A 19,369-nucleotide genomic window follows, 5' to 3' on the forward strand; every position below is an offset into this window, starting at 1 on the left:
CCTTTCACACAGAATCGCGATTAAGGTGTAACGGAATTCTTTTTTTACTGGAGCCACCATGCTGGAACTGAACGCTAAAACAACCGCCCTTGTCGTTATTGACCTGCAGGAAGGGATCCTGCCCTTCGCCGGCGGCCCTCATTCAGCAAGCGACGTTGTTACCCGCGCGGCAAGCCTCGCGGAAAAATTTCGTGCTCACGGTTCACCGGTGGTGATGGTTCGCGTCGGCTGGTCTGATAATTATGCCGAAGCGCTGAAACAGCCGGTTGACGCCCAGACGGAGGCAAAAACGCTCCCCACAAACTGGTGGGACTATCCGCACGCTCTGGGCAAATGTGCCAGCGATCTGGAAGTCACCAAACGCCAGTGGGGAGCGTTTTACGGTACCGACCTCGAACTGCAATTACGTCGTCGCGGCGTTGACACTATTGTCCTGTGCGGAATCTCCACTAACATTGGCGTCGAATCCACGGCACGTAACGCCTGGGAGCTGGGCTTTAACCTGGTGATTGCCGAAGATGCCTGTAGCGCGGCCAGTGCCGAGCAGCATCAGGGCAGCATGACGCATATTTTCCCGCGCATTGCGCGCGTGCGCAGCGTTAACGAGATCCTGCACGCGCTATGATCTATATCGGCTTGCCGCAGTGGTCGCACCCAAAGTGGGTGCGACTGGGGATCACCAGCCTTGAAGAATATGCCCGCCACTTTAACTGTGTGGAGGGCAACACCACGCTGTACGCACTGCCAAAAGCCGAGATTGTTGCGCGCTGGCTGGCGCAAACTTCCGACGATTTTCGTTTCTGCTTTAAATTCCCGGCTACCATTTCACATCAGGCCGCGCTGCGTAACTGTGATGATTTGGTGCAGGAATTTTTAACCCGCATGCAGCCACTGGAAACCCGTATCGGAGAGTACTGGTTGCAGTTGCCCGCCACCTTTTCTCCTCGCGATCTCCCTACTCTGTGGGCATTTCTCGATGCACTGCCCACATCGTTTACCTACGGTGTCGAAGTTCGCCATCCTGAATTCTTTGCCAAAGGTGAAGCAGAGCAGTTATTCAATCGTGGTTTACACAAGCGCGGAGTCAATCGGGTGATTTTAGACAGTCGCCCGGTGCATGCCGCAATCCCGCATACAGAAGCGATACGCGATGCCCAGCGCAAAAAACCAAAAGTCCCGGTACATGCCGTGGTGACGGCAAATAATCCGATGGTTCGCTTTATAGGCAGCGATAACATGAAACAAAATCGGGCGCTCTTTGCCGTTTGGCTAACAAAACTGTCGCTCTGGAAGCAGAGCACTACGCCGTTTCTGTTTTTGCATACGCCAGACATCGCGCAGGCCCCGGAGCTGGTAGATACGCTATGGGCAGATTTACGCAATGTCCTGCCAGAGATCGGATCAGCACCGTCTATTCCACAGCAATCTTCTCTTTTCTGAAAATGCCACCTATCATAGACAGTGCCATCAGCCATTTTAAAGGGAGTTTGTATGGTAAGCGCGCTATATGCCGTACTAGGTGCGTTGTTGTTAATTAAGTTCTCCTTTGACGTTGTTCGCCTGCGTATGCAATACCGCGTAGCCTATGGCGACGGCGGTTTTAGCGAACTACAAAGTGCAATTCGCATTCACGGCAATGCGGTGGAATATATTCCTGTCGCACTGGTGCTGCTGTTATTTATGGAAATGAACGGCGCAGAAACGTGGATGGTGCATATTTGCGGGCTGATGTTAATTGCCGGTCGGCTGATGCATTATTACGGATTCCACCACCGTCTGTTCCGCTGGCGTCGCTCCGGCATGAGCGCGACCTGGTGTTCGCTGTTGCTAATGGTGCTGGCGAATCTTTGGTATATGCCCTGGGAGTTGGTTTTCTCCCTGCATTAGCGCACAATACGCCACTTTATTTTTCCCGGATTTTTACGTTATGTCTCACCGCGACACGCTTTTTTCTGCGCCTATCGCCAGTCTGGGTGACTGGACCTTTGATGAACGGGTAGCTGAAGTCTTCCCGGATATGATCCAGCGTTCCGTTCCCGGCTACTCCAACATCATTTCTATGATTGGTATGCTGGCCGAACGTTTCGTGCAACCCAACACGCAGGTCTACGATCTGGGCTGTTCTCTGGGCGCAGCGACGCTCTCGGTGCGTCGCAATATTCAGCATGACAATTGTAAAATTATCGCCGTCGATAACTCCCCGGCTATGGTTGAACGCTGCCGCCGTCATATTGACGCGTATAAAGCGCCCATTCCGGTCGAGGTTGTCGAAGGGGATATTCGCAACATCACTATCGAAAACGCCTCAATGGTGGTGCTGAATTTTACCCTGCAATTCCTTGAGCCCGTTGAGCGCCAGGCGTTGTTGGATAAGATTTATCAGGGGCTGAATCCCGGCGGCGCGCTGGTACTGTCGGAGAAATTCAGTTTTGAAGATACTAAGGTTGGCGAACTGTTGTTCAACATGCACCACGACTTCAAACGGGCAAATGGTTACAGCGAACTGGAAATCAGCCAGAAGCGCAGCATGCTGGAAAACGTGATGCTAACCGACTCAGTCGAAACGCACAAAGCGCGTCTGCATCAGGCGGGTTTTGAGCACAGTGAACTGTGGTTCCAGTGCTTCAACTTTGGTTCCCTGGTGGCGCTAAAAGCTGAGGTAGCGGCATGATCGACTTTGGTAACTTTTATCAGCTGATTGCCAAAAATCACCTTTCTCACTGGCTGGAAACCCTCCCAGCGCAAATTGCAACCTGGCAGCGCGATCAGCACGGCCTGTTTAAGCAGTGGTCGAACGCGGTAGAGTTTCTGCCCGAACTGACGCCGCATCGTCTGGATCTACTGCACAGCGTGACCGCTGAAAGCAAAGAGCCGCTCAGCGACGGTCAGATTAAACGCATCGATACGTTGATGCGTAACCTGATGCCATGGCGTAAAGGGCCGTACTCGCTGTATGGCGTCAATATCGATACCGAATGGCGCTCGGACTGGAAGTGGGATCGGGTACTGCCGCATTTATCCGACCTGACCGGACGGACCATTCTTGATGTCGGCTGCGGCAGCGGGTATCACATGTGGCGCATGATTGGCGCGGGAGCACATTTGGCGGTCGGTATTGATCCGACCCAACTGTTCCTGTGTCAGTTCGAAGCGGTGCGCAAATTGCTGGGCAACGACCAGCGCGCGCATCTGCTGCCGCTGGGTATTGAACAGCTTCCGGCATTGAATGCGTTTGATACCGTTTTCTCGATGGGCGTGCTCTATCACCGCCGTTCTCCGCTGGAACATCTCTGGCAGTTAAAAGACCAACTGGTAAAAGACGGCGAACTGGTACTCGAAACGCTGGTGGTTGAAGGCAACGAAAATACCGTGCTGGTGCCGGGTGACCGCTACGCGCAAATGCGCAACGTCTACTTTATTCCGTCTGCGCTGGCGTTAAAAAACTGGCTGGAGAAATGCGGTTTTGTCGATGTGCGCATTGCTGACGTGTGTGTGACCACCACCGAAGAGCAGCGTCGCACTGAGTGGATGATTACCGAATCGCTAGCCGATTTCCTCGACCCGAACGACAGCAGCAAAACCATTGAGGGTTACCCTGCACCATTACGTGCAGTGTTGATTGCGCGTAAACCGTAATGGATTGCCAGATGGCTGTTACGTATAACACCATTTCTCCAAAATAGTTCAAGTTGCAGCAAGGCGGCAACGCAGCAAGTCTCCGGGAGCTTACATCAGTAAGTGACCGGGGTGAGCGCGGAAAGCCAACACAGTTGCAGGCCGAAATATGCCGGAGAAAGATAAAAAAAGGCCCCTGTTGAAATTGCAGGGGCCTGGTACGAGCAAGCATCATATTGGGCGACATGATGCAACGGTAAAAATCAGCTGGCTTGATGGAGTGCAATAATCGCTTTCATTTCAGCAACCGCCGCCCCGTCTACCGCATAGCGAGAATATTCATCCGCTTGCGCATCCGACGACATCGACAACCCCGCGTTGCGATACTGCATGGGAGAAGCCAACCATACTCCGGCAGAACTGTGGACTTCCTGCACTCCGGCGTCGAGAAACTGCGACACATTCGCGGCGCGAACCCCCGCTCCGGCCATAATGATTGGAGCACCGGGCTGTGCAATAAGTTCCATTATTTTTGGTAAACCTTGCTGCGCGTCTGATTTTTGCCCGGAAGTCAGCACCCTGGCGACCCCCAAATCAGATAAATTTTTCAGCGCATTTAATGGGTTGGCACACATATCAAAGGCCCGATGAAATGTGACCCTTAGCGGACCGGCAGCCGCCATAATCTTTTCCATACGCGAGATATCGACGTTACCGTCAACATCTAATAACCCGGTCACCAGCCCTGAAAACCCAAGTTCTCTGACCATGGCGATATCATCAAGCATGGCGGCAAATTCACCGTCGGTATAGCAAAAATCTCCTCCGCGCGGGCGGATGATGGGATTGACGGGAATATCAATGCGTTGACGTACAGTACGCAATACACCCAGCGACGGCGTTAAGCCCCCTTCTTTGGGTGCCGAACACAATTCAATACGGTCCGCGCCATTTTGCTGTGCCGTCAGCGCACACTCCATGCTGTAACAGCAGATTTCCAGCAGTGCCATGCTTACTCCTGTTGTTCGCTTGCTACAATGGTCTCAATTGACCACGGATGAAACTTGATGGTCACGCTGCCATCGCTCACTGCCAGCGTCGGGTTCGCCAGGCGCTCACGCTCGCCTTTCGGTGAACTGGTTTTGACAAAGATTCCAGGCTGACTCAATCCCTCATCGGAAAGTAACGCCAGAGCCCGTGCATTTAGCGTTTCCGGGTCGCCTGGCAGAACGATTTCGATATGCTCCCAACCCTCGTGCGGGTAACGCTTCTCACCCGGCCATGGCAACTCCACAATAGAAAACTGCCAGTGTGCCACGCAAACCGGCTCATCCAGTTTGAACAGGCAAATCGGTCTGCCGTTGATGATATTTTCCGACAGCAGCTCGCCGCACTGTTCAAACCCACGACGCCAGCGCTCTGCGGTCGTATTCTGATGGCAGCGCAAAGAAATGTGATCGGCTTCAAGCGATGCGACATCCAGATCCAGACGGGTGGAAAGATCTGTTAACGCCTGAGTGAAATGCCCTAAATCTGCCGAAATATCATGCAATTCTGCAACGGTTTGCCAGTTCGCCATAGTGAAAGCTCATATCCATGTTCAAAGCCGCTAATTTACTCTGTTGCGCTGCCCCATCCAACCGCTGTTTTTTTCAGGTACAAAATGAATGATTATGCGTAATCGCATTGCATATATTTTAGGCAGTTCGCGGTACTCGCAATGCTGACGTCAACGGGCATTTGCAGTATACTCCCGCCCTAAATTCTTAAACTGGCGCGGTGAATTTCAATCCGCTTCATAAATGTAAGGTATTCCGGTGAATATTCAGGCTCTTCTCTCAGAAAAAGTCCGTCAGGCCATGATTGCTGCAGGTGCGCCTGCAGATTGCGAACCTCAGGTTCGTCAGTCAGCAAAAGTACAGTTCGGCGACTATCAGGCCAACGGCATGATGGCAGTTGCTAAAAAACTGGGTATGGCACCGCGACAACTGGCAGAGCAGGTGCTGACTCATCTGGATCTCAGCGGGATTGCCAGCAAGGTTGAAATCGCCGGTCCGGGCTTTATCAATATTTTTCTCGACCCGGCCTTCCTGGCGCAGCACGTGCAGCAAGCGCTGGCGTCCGCTCGTCTGGGCGTAGCACAGCCAGAGAAGCAAACCATCGTCGTTGACTACTCTGCACCGAACGTAGCGAAAGAGATGCACGTAGGCCACCTGCGTTCCACTATTATCGGCGACGCTGCTGTCCGTACGCTGGAATTTCTCGGTCATAAGGTCATCCGTGCAAACCACGTTGGCGACTGGGGCACCCAGTTCGGTATGCTTATCGCGTGGCTGGAAAAGCAGCAACAGGAAAATGCCGGAGAGATGGCGCTGGCCGACCTGGAAGGTTTCTACCGTGATGCGAAAAAACATTACGACGAAGATGAAGAATTCGCCGAACGTGCCCGTAGCTATGTAGTGAAATTACAGGGTGGCGATGCTTATTTCCGCGAAATGTGGCGCAAACTGGTCGACATTACCATGTCGCAAAACCAGCTTACCTACGATCGTCTGAACGTGACGCTGACCCGCGACGACGTGATGGGTGAAAGTCTGTACAACCCGATGCTGCCTGGCATTGTTGCCGACCTGAAAGCCAAAGGTCTGGCCGTTGAGAGCGAAGGCGCTACCGTCGTATTCCTTGATGAGTATAAGAACAAGGAAGGTGAACCGATGGGCGTCATCATTCAGAAGAAAGATGGCGGCTATTTGTACACCACCACCGACATCGCCTGCGCCAAATATCGTTACGAGACGCTGCATGCCGATCGCGTGCTGTATTACATCGACTCCCGTCAGCATCAGCATTTAATGCAGGCATGGACCATCGTGCGTAAAGCCGGTTATGTACCGGACTCCGTACCGCTGGAACACCACATGTTCGGTATGATGCTCGGCAAAGATGGTAAACCGTTCAAAACACGTGCTGGTGGCACGGTAAAACTGGCCGATTTGCTGGATGAAGCGCTGGAGCGCGCACGTCGTCTGGTGGCTGAGAAGAACCCGGACATGCCTGCCGACGAGCTGGAAAAACTGGCGAATGCGGTCGGTATCGGTGCTGTGAAGTATGCTGATCTGTCGAAAAACCGTACTACCGACTACATTTTCGACTGGGACAATATGCTGGCCTTTGAAGGCAACACCGCGCCGTACATGCAGTATGCCTACACCCGCGTACTGTCCGTGTTCCGTAAAGCGGATATCGACGAAAGCGCACTTGCCAACGCCAACGTCATCATCAATGAAGATCGTGAAGCCCAGCTGGCAGCGCGTCTGCTGCAGTTTGAAGAAACGCTGACCGTCGTCGCACGTGAAGGTACGCCGCATGTCATGTGTGCCTATCTGTACGATCTTGCCGGTCTGTTCTCTGGCTTCTACGAACATTGTCCGATCCTCAGCGCGGAGAGCGAAGACATTCGTAACAGCCGTCTGAAACTGGCACAGCTGACGGCGAAGACGCTGAAGCTGGGTCTGGATACGCTGGGTATCGAAACTGTAGAACGTATGTAAGTGTGCTAAAAAATCAGGCCTGAGTTCGGATGACGGACTCAGGCCTTTTTTATATCCGTAAAGGGCTATCTGTAACAACTCACAAGGAATGACACATTTCCGTAGAGATATGGAACATTTTTTGTCTGTCATCCCGAATAAGCCTCCGTATCATTAGGCGGCGAATTAATCGGGTACGGGTCAATGACATTCAGAGATTTTGAGGCGGAAGAGAAACTCTTCCAGCGGCGTGTGATAGTGGCCTTTGGCCTGGTGGTCATCTGTTTTGGCATCCTGATTTACAACCTCTACAATTTACAAATTCGCGAGCACCAGTATTACACCACCCGCTCGAATGCCAATGACATCAAAATGCTGCCTGTCGCCCCAACGCGCGGCATCATTTACGATCGCAACGGTATCCCTCTGGTGCGCAACGTCACCTGGTACGATATTTCCGTCACCCCTTATAAAATCAACGATATGGATGCTCTTCTGAAGCAGCTAACACCGATCGTTGACCTTACACCTGATGAGATTGACCAGTTTCACCATGAGCTGAAAGCCAGCAGCCGTTATCGCCCGGTGGTGCTCAAAAATGCGCTGACCGATGTGGAGATCGCCCGTTTCTCGGTTAACCAGTTTCATTTTAGCGGCGTCACCATCAACAGCTATGAAGATCGCCAGTATCCTTATGGCGCAGAACTGGCGCATGTGCTCGGCTATGTTTCTAAAATCAACGACAGCGACCTGAAAGCGTTGGATAAAAAGGGGCTGGCGGAGAACTACGCCGCCGATCACAACATTGGTAAGCAGGGGATCGAGCACTATTACGAAAACGATCTGCACGGTAAAACGGGTTACCAGGAAGTCGAAGTTGATAACCACGGACGCATCGTGCGCCTGATAAAAGATGTGCCGCCCGTCGCCGGGAAAGATATCCATCTGACGCTGGATTTACACTTACAGGAATACATTGAGAGCCTGCTGGTCGGTCAGCGCGCGGCCGTGTTGGTTGAAGATCCGCACGATGGCTCGGTGTTGGCGATGGTATCTAACCCCAGCTACGATCCAAATCCGTTCGTCAAAGGCATCAGCTACCAGGAGTACAACACGCTGCTGCAGGATAAGGACCTGCCGTTAATTAACCGCGTCACGCAAGGTTTATACCCTCCTGCCTCCACGGTTAAGCCGTATATGGCGATGTCAGCGTTACTTAACGGCGTTATCACCCCGCAGACCAGCTTCTTTGGCGCACCAACATGGACATTGCCCGGCACCGAGCGTCATTATCGCGACTGGAAAAAAACCGGTCATGGCATGCTCGACGTGACCAAAGCGATTGAAGAGTCTGCAGATACATTCTTCTATCAGGTGGCGTATATGATGGGCATCGACCGAATCAATAGCATGCTCAGCCAGTTTGGTTACGGTAAACCCACCGGTATCGACCTTGATGAAGAGTACAACGGCCTGTTACCGAGTCGCGACTGGAAACAGCGAGTGCATAAAAAAGCCTGGTATCAGGGGGATACCATTTCAGTCGGCATCGGCCAGGGTTACTGGATTGCTACGCCAATCCAGATGGTAAAAGCGATGGTGGCGTTGATTAACAACGGGAAAGTGATCGCCCCTCACCTGCTGCAGAATGAAGCGAGCGGCAAATCCATTACGCCTTATCATGCTGCCACGGTGCCGTCGCAAATTGCTTCTGCCTCATCGCCCTACTGGGGTCTGGTACGCGAGGCAATGTTTGGTATGGCCAATGCACCGAACGGGACAGGTTATAAATTCTTCCATACCGCACCTTACGGAATTGCGGCGAAAAGCGGGACCTCACAGGTCTTCAGCCTGAAAGAAAACCAAACCTACAATGCGAAGATGATCCCCATCCGCCTGCGTGACCACGTGTTCTATACCGCGTTTGCACCGTACAAAAACCCGAAAGTCGCGGTAGCGTTGATTCTGGAAAACGGCGGTAGCGACGGCGTCACCGCCGCGCCGGTCATGCGTCAGATTATGGATCATCTGTTTGTGCAGCAGAGTAGTGTCGCACAACCAGTGCAGGGTTAAGCCTCCGGAATACTAGCGATAGTTCACAATCACCTGGTTACTTTGAACCTGTAAGGCGGGGATCAGGCGACCGCCGCCGGGTACTTCCCAGACAAAATGCATCGGTTCGATAGCAGGAACATTATTGAACCCGTGGGTGGTCCCGCTTTGCCCGTCCAGCTCAACGCAGCGGGACTGCGAACATAAACGCACCCGCAAACCCGCAGGCGTAGGGCCATTCAGCTCATAACGCCAGGCCACAAGCGTCATCAACCCCGAAACCGGTTGGCTGGGAACCAGCGGCGCAGACGAAGCAGACTGCCCGCGATGATTTAAGGTAATCCCCATGCTGCTGGCCTGCCAGGCCCCTTCTCCAGTGGCCTGCGCCGCCAGTGGGAGAAGTAACAGCCACAGAAACTTACGCATTATTTACCTCCAATGGTCGCGGTCATGCGGATATGGCGGTTATCCGAAAGCTCCATGTTCGACAACACCACCAGTTGCGGTATGCTGCGGCGCAAAAAGCGGGCCAGTAATGGTCGCAGCGCATGATTAACCAACAACACCGGCGGTGCACCCAGCATCTCCTGACGCGATAATGCCTCCTGGGTCTGGGCCAATAGCCTGTCTGCCAGCCCCGGTTCCAGACCACCGCCCCCTTGCAGAGCCTGCAACAGCAAGCGCTCAAGCGGCGTATCCAGACCAATAACCTGAACTTCATCATTACCCGGGAACCACTGCTGAGTAATCGCCCTTCCCAGCGCCACGCGCACCACGGCGGTGAGTTCATGCGGATCGTTTTGCAGCGGCGCATGTTCAGCCAGTGTTTCGAGAATGGTACGCATATCGCGAATCGGCACTTTTTCATCCAACAAATTCTGTAGCACCTTATGCAGCGTGGTCAGCGTTACCACGCCCGGCACCAGATCTTCTGTCAGTTTCGGCATTTCCTGCGACACGCGATCCAGCAGTTGTTGCGCTTCCTGGCGTCCAAACAGTTCGGCGGCAAACTGGCCAATCAGGTGATTCAGATGCGTGGCGACCACGGTACTGGCTTCCACCACAGTGAAACCCTGAATTTGTGCCTGTTCTTTCAGCGCGCTTTCAATCCAGATAGCGTCCAGTCCAAAGGCCGGATCGACCGTTTTTTCACCCGGCAGTGACCCGGCTGCCGTACCTGGGTTGATGGCCAACCAGCGTCCCGGATAGGCATCCCCGCTACCAATTTCCACCCCTTTCATCAGGATGCGATAGCGCGCAGGCTGCAGATCCATGTTGTCGCGGATGTGCACCACTGGCGGCAGGAAACCCATATCCTGGGCAAATTTCTTACGAATGCTGCGAATTCGCCCCAGCAATTCACCATCCTGTTGAAAGTCCACCATCGGGATCAGGCGATACCCCACCTCCATCCCCAGCGAGTCCTCCAACTGGACGTCGTTCCAGGTCGCTTCCACCACCGCATTATTTTCCGGCATTTTGACCGACTGGGGTTCCGCAGGGGCTTTTGTCTCACGACCGCGCAGCCACCAGGCCAGACCCAACAATGCCGCAGTAAACATCAGGAACACCATGTTCGGCATGCCAGGCACCAGTCCCAGCAAACCGAGCACCGCCGCACTGAGCACCATCACGCTGGGGTTACTGAACAGTTGGGTCACCATCTGTTCACCGACATCCTGATCGGTACTGACGCGGGTCACGATAACACCCGCCGCAGTGGAGATAACCAGCGCTGGAATCTGCGCCACCAGCCCGTCACCGATGGTCAGCAAGGTGTAGCTTTCAGCCGCACTTCCCATGCTCATGCCGTGTTGCAAGACCCCCACCAGCAGGCCGCCGATCACGTTAATCACCATGATCAGAATACCGGCGATGGCGTCGCCACGGACGAACTTACTCGCACCGTCCATCGAGCCGTAAAAATCAGCTTCCTGGGTCACTTCAGAACGGCGTTTTTTAGCTTCATCCTCACCAATCAGTCCGGCGTTGAGATCGGCGTCAATCGCCATCTGTTTACCGGGCATCCCGTCCAGCACAAAGCGCGCGCCGACTTCAGCAATACGACCGGCACCTTTGGTGATAACCATAAAGTTGATGATGACGAGAATGACGAAGACTACGATACCGATGGCAAAGTTACCGCCGACCAGGAAGTGACCAAATGCTTCAACTACCTTCCCCGCAGCCGCTGAACCGGTATGCCCTTCCATCAAAATAATACGCGTTGAGGCAACGTTAAGTGCCAGGCGTAATAAGGTGGTGAACAGCAAAATCGTCGGGAAGGCAGCAAACTCCAGCGTTCGTTGGGTGAACATTGCCACCAACAGCACCATGATCGACAGCGCAATGTTGAAGGTAAACAGTAAGTCGAGGATGAAGGCCGGCAGTGGCAGCACCATCATCGACAGGATCAGCAGGATGAGGATCGGCCCGGCAAGAATTTGCCATTGCGTGGATTTCAGGTTGCTGGGCAGACGCAGCATCGCGACCAGATTAGCCATCAGTATTCTTCTCGTTCATAAAATCCAGTGCTTCAGGCACCGGAAGGTTTCCAGGTTGTGGTGGCGGCTTGCCGCCAGCCAGACGCCAGCGTTTTAATTGCCATACCCATGCCAGCACTTCCGCGACGGCGGCATACAGCTGACCAGGTATTTGCTGACCAATCTCAGCATGGCGATATAGCGCACGCGCCAGCGGCGGTGCTTCTAAGGTTGGGACACGATGTTCCGCGCCAATTTCGCGAATGCGCAACGCCACCAGCCCCGCCCCTTTGGCAACGACGCGTGGCGCACTCATTTTGTTTTCGTCATATTGCAGCGCGACCGAATAGTGCGTGGGGTTGGTTACTATAACGTCCGCTTTCGGTACATCCGCCATCATGCGTCGCTGTGCTGCCGCGCGCTGCATCTGGCGAATTTTGCCCTTTACGTGTGGGTCACCTTCGCTTTGTTTATATTCATCGCGAATATCCTGGCGTGACATGCGCAGCTTTTTCACATGACTGTAAATCTGGAAAAAAACGTCAAACCCTACCATCGGGATCACCCCGAGCACTACCAGCAGCGCACACATGCCGACTAAATCGAGGGCATTGCCCATGGCCGTAATCGGCGATTCGGCCATCAGACGCATCATCTCAGGCCACTTGTGCCAGAGGTAGAATCCAGCCACGCTGCCGACCAGCGTCGATTTCAGGATAGCTTTCAGCAGCTCGGCCCCGGTTTGCGCAGAAAACATGCGCTTAATACCCGGCAGCGGATTCAGCTTGGAGAATTTGGGCTGTAGCGATTTGCCGCTGAAAATCAAACCGCCCAGCATCACCGGGGAGATCAGTGCCACCAGCACCACGCCTGTTATCAGCGGTAACAGCGCAATCATGGCGTCTTTAATGAGCAGAATGATTTGGCTGAGGATCAGGTTAGGATCATTGACCATGCGGTGGTCAAAACGCAGCCCGGCCGACAGCATCCCCGCCAACCTGCGGGCAAGCGACTCCCCACCGATCCAGATAATGCACACGCCCACCAGCAAAATAAGCAGTGAGGTCAGCTCCTTGGAACGGGGGATCTGCCCTTCTTCCCGCGCTTTCTCAAGTCGGTGGGGTGTGGGGGCTTCTGTTTTGTCGTCGTCGCTTTCTTCTGCCACGCATCAGACCCTGGATAGAGACACAGGCGAGAATGATGCCAGAAGAGCATTACAGCAATGGGGAGAGTAAGCGGCAAAAAAGACGGGGTTTATGGCTTTAAGCTGAATAGCATATGAGCCGGATGAGAAGTTTAATCCCCAACATCCGGCCTTTACATATCAGAAGCCGAGGCTATCCAGCAGGTCGTCAACCTGATCCTGGCTTGCCACGACGCCAGCTTTCGAGGTGTCAACCTGCGGGCCGTTCAGCAAACTTTCATTTTCGCGTTTTGGACGGGCACCCTGCTCCGGGATGTTCTCCAGCAGCACCATTAATAGCTGACGCTCAATTTCCTGAATGACGTCCATCATGCGCTTGATAACCTGGCCGGTGAGGTCCTGGAAATCCTGCGCCATCATGATGTCCAGCAACTGGGCATTGGTAAAGCTGGTATGTCCGGGGACATCGCCAAGGAACTGACGAGTATCGGTGACCAGTTCACGGGCATCAGACAGTTCAATCGGATTTTCGAACCATTCATCCCAGCGTTTGCTCAGATTTTTGGCCCCTTTTTCCATCGCATCCTGGTGCGGCTGCGAAGCTTCTACACTGTTCAGCGCACGCTCTGCCGCCTGTGCGGTCATCTGCACAACGTAATCCAGACGATCGCGCGCATCCGGGATGGCTTCTGCCGCCTCAGCGATGGCCTGGTCCAGCCCCAGTTCACGCAGGCTGTCGCGCAGCATTCGGGTCAGACTACCGATGCGCGCGATGATATCCCCTGCTGAATTTTCATCAACAGGTTTAATTTGTGGTTGCATCATCATCATCACACCCTCACATACCCAGTTTCTCAAAGATCTTATTGAGTTTCTCTTCCAGCGTCGCCGCCGTGAAAGGTTTCACCACGTAACCACTGGCACCCGCTTGTGCGGCCGCGATGATATTCTCTTTCTTCGCTTCAGCCGTCACCATCAGCACCGGTAGGGAGGACATACCACCGTTGGCACGAATGGTTTTCAGCAATTCCAGACCGTCCATATTCGGCATGTTCCAGTCAGAAATAACAAAACCAAATCCCCCTGCCTGCAGCTTGTTCAGCGCATCCACACCGTCTTCGGCTTCTTCAACATTGTTGAATCCCAGCTCTTTTAACAGGTTACGCACGATGCGTCGCATGGTGGAAAAGTCATCCACAACCAGAAACCTCAGCTCTTTATCCGCCATAAAATACTGCTCCTCATTAAATACGTATTGCCTGTCCGGCACTGATTTTCGCCAGCATCTGCTGGCTTACCTGGCTAAGATCGACCACTTCGCTCACGCCACCCATATTGATGGCCTCGCGCGGCATGCCGAACACCACACAACTTGCTTCGTTTTGCGCAATGGTCCAGGCGCCCGCCTGGTGCATTGCTAACATTCCGGCTGCGCCATCGTTGCCCATCCCCGTGAGGATCACGCCCACGGCGTTGCGCCCCGCCTGTTTCGCCACCGAATGGAACAGCACATCCACAGAAGGCCGATGCCGGTTGACCGGTGGCCCGTCATGAATCTTGATCACATAGTTCGCCCCGCTGCGGGCCAACTCCATATGTTTGTCACCCGGCGCGATATACGCATGACCCGGCAGCACACGTTCGCCGTCTTCCGCCTCTTTAACGCTGATCTGACACAGTTTATTCAGACGTTCGGCAAATGAGCGGGTAAAACCGGGTGGCATATGCTGGGTGATAATCACTGCCGGACTGGAAAGCGGCAGCGGCTGCAGCACATGACGTATCGCCTCCGTTCCCCCGGTCGACGCACCAATGGCGATCAGTTTTTCAGAACTGAGCAACGGCACCGCTTTTAACGTCTTCGGCGCAGCAATCGGTTTATGCGCCGCCAGACGCGCGCGGGATGCCGTGCGTACTTTCTCGGCAATCATCTCGCTGTAGGCCAGCATGCCTTCACGGATCCCTAACTGCGGTTTAGTGACGAAATCAATCGCCCCCAACTCCAGCGCCCGCAGCGTGACCTCCGAGCCTTTCCCGGTCAGAGAAGAGACCATCACCACCGGCATTGGGCGCAAACGCATCAGCTTCTCAAGAAAATCGAGACCGTCCATGCGCGGCATTTCCACATCCAGCGTCAGGACATCGGGATTGAATTTTTTGATTAAATCCCGGGCTACCAGCGGGTCGGGGGCTGTTGCGACCATTTCCATGTCGCTGTGGCTGTTAATAATTTCAGTCATGATTTGACGCATCAATGCGGAGTCATCGACCGACAAAACCCTGATTTTACTCATGATTTATCCTTACCCGGCGCATGCGCATACACCGTCTGTCCGCGCAGGCTAAACTCGCGCACGAGATTGCTAAAGTTTTCTGAGTGACCGGCAAACAGCAGCCCATCAGGCTTCAGGAGTGGAACAAAACGGTGCAAAATGTCCTGTTGTGTCGTTTTATCAAAATAGATCATGACGTTACGACAAAATATGGCGTCGAACGGACCGGGCACGTTGTACTTTTTATCCAGTAAATTCACGCTCGAGAATTCAACATGGCTCGCCAGTTCCTGACGCACGCGCACCAGCCCTTCATGCGGTCCGGTACCGCGCATGAAATAACGCTGTAACTGCTGTGGCGACAGCGTTTTCAGTTCATCGAGGCGGTAAATGCCGTTTCTGGCCTTTTCCAGCACTTCGGTATCAATATCGCTGGCAAAAACGCGCCAGCGCCCCGGTGCCATACCCAACGTATCGGCCAGCGTGATCGCAATACTGTAGGGCTCCTCACCTGTAGAGGCCGCCGCGCTCCAGACACGGTATTCGCCGCCACGCCGACGCGCGTGGTCGGTCAGTACCGGGAAATGATGTCCTTCGCGGAAAAAAGCGGTCAGGTTGGTGGTTAGGGAGTTAATAAAAGCCTGCCACTCAGCGCTGTTCTGGTTGGCTTCCAGCATGCTGAGGTAGCGACCAAAGTCATCCAGTTCCAGGGTACGTAAGCGACGCACAAGGCGGTTATAAACCATATCCCGTTTGTGGTCGGCCAGCACGATACCCGCGCGCTGGTAGATTAATTGACATATCCGACGAAAATGCGCGTCAGACAGCGCGAGGCGCTGTGTCATCTGTAACAATAATGACGTTTGCCCGGAGGGCAGAGATGATGTCATAGCGCCTTCTCAATCACATTCAGGATACAACGGGCACAGCCGGCAGCTGCGCTAATTTGTGTTGTGTTACGGTTTGCTCTTCATGCTTAAAAACACGAATCAGGCAGAAAGATTCTCTGCCTGTTCGACTTATTATCCGGTATTGGCTACCGGTTAAAATGTTTCCCAATTGCTATCTGGTTCAGTGTTTAGCGGGCGCGAGGGTGAAACGGAAGCTGCTGTTTCAGTTTGTCGTGCATCGCGTGATTTAGCCGACAGTGGACGTGAAGCCAGGCGGAAAGCCGACACCGACTGGGTAAGACGACTGGCCTGCTCTTCAAGCGCGGCGGCCGCAGCGGCCGACTCCTGCACCAACGAGGCGTTCTGCTGCGTCACGCGGTCCATCTCGGACACGGCAAGCGCAACCTGGTCGATGCCACGACTTTGTTCATCAGAGGCCGACGCGATTTCGCCCATGATATCGGTGACGCGGGTCACCGCATTGACGATGTCATTCATGGTTTCCCCGGCGCTCTCAACCAGTACCGAGCCGGTATCAACCCTTGAAACGGAGTCTTCGATCAGTGCTTTGATCTCTTTCGCTGCCTGCGCGCTGCGGCTCGCCAGGTTACGGACTTCTCCCGCCACCACGGCGAAACCACGGCCCTGCTCTCCGGCGCGTGCGGCTTCGACCGCTGCGTTCAGCGCAAGAATATTAGTCTGGAAGGCTATGCCATCGATAACGCTGATGATGTCGGCAATTTTCTTCGAGCTATCGGCGATTTCGTGCATGGTATTAACCACACCATCAACCACTTTGCCGCCGTGCTGTGCGGTATCGGAAGCACTTTTCGCCAGTTGAGAAGCCTGACGAGCGTTGTCAGCATTTTGCTTCACCGTCGCCGTCAGCTGTTCCATGCTGGCCGCCGTTTCTTCCAGTGCAGAAGCCTGCTGTTCGGTGCGTGAAGAAAGGTCGGTGTTACCGCTAGCGATTTCGCTGGTACCGGAATAAATCGCATCGGAACCTTCGCGCACCAGGGTGACCGTTTCAATCAGCGAACGCTGCATATGATCAACCGTACTGGCCAGTTCGCCAATTTCATTGCGACCGCTGACAGTTAATGATGTGGTTAAGTTACCGCTGGCAATTTCCCGGATATGGGCAATAACGCGAGCAAGAGGATTAAGCAAGGTATGACGGATGCCGTACCACACCACCACCAGAATCAACACCAGCACTACGGACAGAATGCCAAGCTGCCATTGGGCAAAATGGTAATCACGTGCACTTTCATCAAACGCCTGGAGGTAGAGTTTTTCACTGACGCTGGCATATTTCCCGAGAGCCTCACCCAGTGCGTTTTGCATTCCCTGGGTCGGCTGAGCGAAGTACGCATCCATATTGCCGTTTTCCAGGAACTGTACCAGCTCCGTTAACGCCGCATGATATTGCTGATATTTTTCATCTACGTTACTACTAGCTTCTGCCATCTCAGGTAACGGTGTGATGTTCTTGAATTTTGCGTAATGCGTTTCCGCTTGCGCCAGCGTACCTTTCGCATTCTTCAGCAGATCGTTCTTGGCGCTACTCTGCTGATTAGAAGCATCCATCATCATGCGCGCAGAGGAGCGGCTCAAGTTAATGCGCGTTTGCAGCATAAGATCCCATGTTGAGGTGAGTTCACTTTGCTGCTGGCGTAAATCGTTAGAAATGACAAAACTTTGCTGATTCTGCTGCAATGAGGAAAACAACAGACCACCGGAAACAAGCTGTAGCAGTGCGAAAACCCCCAGCACCATCATCAGCATTGTGACAACGCGGATACGGTTAAACATAAGGCACCTTCCTGAAAACGAGTTATCACTGTTATCGGCATCCACCCGAATAACTTTACGTTTGCGAAAAGGAAATCCTGCAGGAAAGAGAAGCGTAAAAACACGGATGCACAGGCAGCACAACAAAATGGATAAAAAATTAAAAAAAGTTGTATCCCTCCCTGCTTTAATTCAATTTATATGATGAATGCTTTGCTACCACTTAATAAGTACAAAAAATGAGTAGCTGAAAAATAAATGTTAAATCAACACTGAGGGATTTTTAGTGGCAAATGCAAACAAACTCACGTTGTTCATCGTGGTCTTTATGCTGGCGGGGATCCTGTCAGGCGCAGTGATCCACTCCTGGGCCTCACCGGGTGTGGTGACCGCCTGGGCTGATAATATTACGCTGCTCACCGACATTTTCTTGCGGTTGATTAAAATGGTTATTGCGCCGTTAGTCTTCAGTACGCTGACCGTCGGCATTATGCGACTGGGAGAGACATCTACCATTGGTCGCGTCGGGGGCAAAGCCATGCTCTGGTTTATCAGTTCATCCGTGCTGTCTATCCTGGTCGGTCTATTCGTGGTCTCTCTTGAACAACCGGGTAGCGGTCTGAACCTGGCCATTCCTCTGGAAGCAACCGATACAGGCCTCGCCGTGAGCGGCATGAGCCTGAAAGGTTTCCTCACTCACACCATCCCGACCAGTATCGCCGAGGCGATGGCCAATAATGAGATCCTGCAAATCGTGGTGTTCTCAATGTTCTTCGGTATTGGCGGGGCCTCACTTGGTGAGAAATTTAACGCACCGCTGGTTGCCGCGCTGGATGTGGTCTCCCACATTATGCTGAAAGTAACCGGCTACGTGATGTATGTTGCGCCGCTGGCAATTTTTGCCGCTATCTCCTCCGTCATCGCCACCCAGGGCTTAGGGATCCTGCTCAACTATGCGTCTTTCATCGGCGGTTACTACGTTGCGATTCTGCTGACCTGCCTGGTCCTGCTGGCGGTCGGTTATATCATGTTGAAAAAAGAAGTTTTCCGCCTGGTCAGCATGCTGAAAGATCCGGTGCTGGTGGCCTTCACCACCAGCAGCTCTGAAGCCGCCTATCCTAAAACGCTTGAGCAACTCACTAAATTTGGCTGCTCGCGCAACATCGTGTCGTTCGTGCTGCCAATTGGCTACTCATTTAACCTGGTCGGCTCGATGGTGTACTGCTCTTTTGCGTCGATGTTTATTGCGCAGGCCTATAACATTCACCTTTCCTTCGCAGAAATCACCGTCCTGATGCTGACGTTAATGCTGGCGTCAAAAGGGATTGCCGGCGTACCACGTTCAGCGCTGGTGGTGCTGGCGGCAACGATTCCGAGCTTTAATATTCCGGTCGCCGGTATTCTGTTATTGATGGGTATCGACCACTTCCTGGATATGGGCCGCTCAGCGATTAACGTATTGGGCAACGGGATCGCCACCGCGATGCTGGCACAGGATGAGGGTTTACTGGAGGAAGAACCAGAGCTGGTTGAAAGGGAAGCCTAAGAGGTAATAATGCCGGATGGCGCGATGCTTATCCGGCCTACA

General features: G+C 53.4%; 18 protein-coding genes. 8 read left to right on the top strand and 10 right to left on the bottom strand.

Annotated elements, in window-relative coordinates:
- Positions 1–58 precede the first annotated feature (58 nt).
- From E4Z61_RS07730 to cmoB, 5 genes are read left to right on the top strand one after another with little or no spacing between them, the layout of a single operon-like run.
- The gene (locus tag E4Z61_RS07730; protein ID WP_135322260.1) at positions 59–625 is read left to right on the top strand and encodes a hydrolase; all 567 of its coding nucleotides are present in this window, start codon (positions 59–61) and stop codon (positions 623–625) included.
- The gene (locus tag E4Z61_RS07735; RefSeq protein ID WP_135322261.1) at positions 622–1,440 is read left to right on the top strand and encodes a DUF72 domain-containing protein; all 819 of its coding nucleotides are present in this window, start codon (positions 622–624) and stop codon (positions 1,438–1,440) included. Before E4Z61_RS07730 ends, E4Z61_RS07735 begins: the two co-directional genes overlap by 4 nt.
- 51 nt (positions 1,441–1,491) lie before the next feature.
- On the top strand, positions 1,492–1,887 hold the full coding sequence (locus tag E4Z61_RS07740) for an MAPEG family protein (RefSeq protein WP_003833847.1): 396 nt from the start codon (positions 1,492–1,494) through the stop codon (positions 1,885–1,887).
- A 40-nt stretch (positions 1,888–1,927) separates the two neighbouring features.
- Positions 1,928–2,671 (top strand): carboxy-S-adenosyl-L-methionine synthase CmoA, encoded by a 744-nt coding sequence (gene cmoA / locus E4Z61_RS07745; RefSeq protein WP_135322262.1) that lies wholly within the window; start codon positions 1,928–1,930, stop codon positions 2,669–2,671.
- Complete coding sequence (cmoB, locus tag E4Z61_RS07750; protein WP_135322263.1) at positions 2,668–3,636, top strand: tRNA 5-methoxyuridine(34)/uridine 5-oxyacetic acid(34) synthase CmoB; 969 nt, start codon at positions 2,668–2,670, stop codon at positions 3,634–3,636. The genes cmoA and cmoB overlap by 4 nt, the downstream gene beginning before the upstream one ends.
- 242 nt (positions 3,637–3,878) lie before the next feature.
- Here cmoB and cutC read toward each other — a convergent pair whose 3' ends face one another.
- Together cutC and E4Z61_RS07760 are read right to left on the bottom strand one after the other, a co-directional pair.
- Positions 3,879–4,625, bottom strand: a complete 747-nt coding sequence (cutC, locus tag E4Z61_RS07755; protein WP_135322264.1) for a copper homeostasis protein CutC — start codon at positions 4,623–4,625, stop codon at positions 3,879–3,881.
- A 2-nt stretch (positions 4,626–4,627) separates the two neighbouring features.
- Complete coding sequence (locus tag E4Z61_RS07760) at positions 4,628–5,194, bottom strand: VOC family protein (RefSeq protein WP_135322265.1); 567 nt, start codon at positions 5,192–5,194, stop codon at positions 4,628–4,630.
- Between the two features lie 238 nt (positions 5,195–5,432).
- Between E4Z61_RS07760 and argS the strand changes: the two genes are divergently transcribed.
- Positions 5,433–7,166, top strand: a complete 1,734-nt coding sequence (gene argS / locus E4Z61_RS07765) for an arginine--tRNA ligase (RefSeq protein ID WP_135322266.1) — start codon at positions 5,433–5,435, stop codon at positions 7,164–7,166.
- A 183-nt stretch (positions 7,167–7,349) separates the two neighbouring features.
- A complete protein-coding gene (mrdA, locus tag E4Z61_RS07770) occupies positions 7,350–9,218 on the top strand; it encodes a penicillin-binding protein 2 (RefSeq protein ID WP_135322267.1) in 1,869 nt (622 codons plus the stop codon).
- Between the two features lie 12 nt (positions 9,219–9,230).
- On the opposite strand, the gene flhE is transcribed toward mrdA, so the two are convergent.
- From flhE to tar, 8 genes are all read right to left on the bottom strand, one after another.
- Positions 9,231–9,623 (bottom strand): flagellar protein FlhE, encoded by a 393-nt coding sequence (gene flhE, locus E4Z61_RS07775; RefSeq protein ID WP_135322268.1) that lies wholly within the window; start codon positions 9,621–9,623, stop codon positions 9,231–9,233.
- Positions 9,623–11,701 (bottom strand): flagellar biosynthesis protein FlhA, encoded by a 2,079-nt coding sequence (gene flhA / locus E4Z61_RS07780; protein ID WP_135322269.1) that lies wholly within the window; start codon positions 11,699–11,701, stop codon positions 9,623–9,625. Before flhA ends, flhE begins: the two co-directional genes overlap by 1 nt.
- A complete protein-coding gene (flhB, locus tag E4Z61_RS07785; protein WP_135322270.1) occupies positions 11,694–12,845 on the bottom strand; it encodes a flagellar biosynthesis protein FlhB in 1,152 nt (383 codons plus the stop codon). Before flhB ends, flhA begins: the two co-directional genes overlap by 8 nt.
- 159 nt (positions 12,846–13,004) lie before the next feature.
- Positions 13,005–13,649, bottom strand: a complete 645-nt coding sequence (gene cheZ / locus E4Z61_RS07790) for a protein phosphatase CheZ (protein ID WP_135324904.1) — start codon at positions 13,647–13,649, stop codon at positions 13,005–13,007.
- A 13-nt stretch (positions 13,650–13,662) separates the two neighbouring features.
- Positions 13,663–14,052, bottom strand: coding sequence for a chemotaxis response regulator CheY (gene cheY, locus E4Z61_RS07795; protein WP_135322271.1), 390 nt, complete (start codon positions 14,050–14,052; stop codon positions 13,663–13,665).
- Positions 14,053–14,068: 16 nt separating this feature from the next.
- Positions 14,069–15,118, bottom strand: a complete 1,050-nt coding sequence (cheB, locus tag E4Z61_RS07800; protein WP_115258787.1) for a protein-glutamate methylesterase/protein glutamine deamidase — start codon at positions 15,116–15,118, stop codon at positions 14,069–14,071.
- Positions 15,115–15,987, bottom strand: a complete 873-nt coding sequence (cheR, locus tag E4Z61_RS07805; RefSeq protein ID WP_135322272.1) for a protein-glutamate O-methyltransferase CheR — start codon at positions 15,985–15,987, stop codon at positions 15,115–15,117. The genes cheB and cheR overlap by 4 nt, the downstream gene beginning before the upstream one ends.
- Before the next feature lie 153 nt (positions 15,988–16,140).
- Positions 16,141–17,802, bottom strand: a complete 1,662-nt coding sequence (gene tar / locus E4Z61_RS07810) for a methyl-accepting chemotaxis protein II (RefSeq protein ID WP_135322273.1) — start codon at positions 17,800–17,802, stop codon at positions 16,141–16,143.
- Positions 17,803–18,067: 265 nt separating this feature from the next.
- Here tar and E4Z61_RS07815 point away from each other — a divergent pair, with 265 nt between their 5' ends.
- Complete coding sequence (locus E4Z61_RS07815; protein WP_135322274.1) at positions 18,068–19,327, top strand: dicarboxylate/amino acid:cation symporter; 1,260 nt, start codon at positions 18,068–18,070, stop codon at positions 19,325–19,327.
- Positions 19,328–19,369 lie beyond the last annotated feature (42 nt).

Origin of the sequence: Citrobacter tructae (assembly GCF_004684345.1) — a bacterium.
GTDB lineage: Bacteria > Pseudomonadota > Gammaproteobacteria > Enterobacterales > Enterobacteriaceae > Citrobacter > Citrobacter tructae.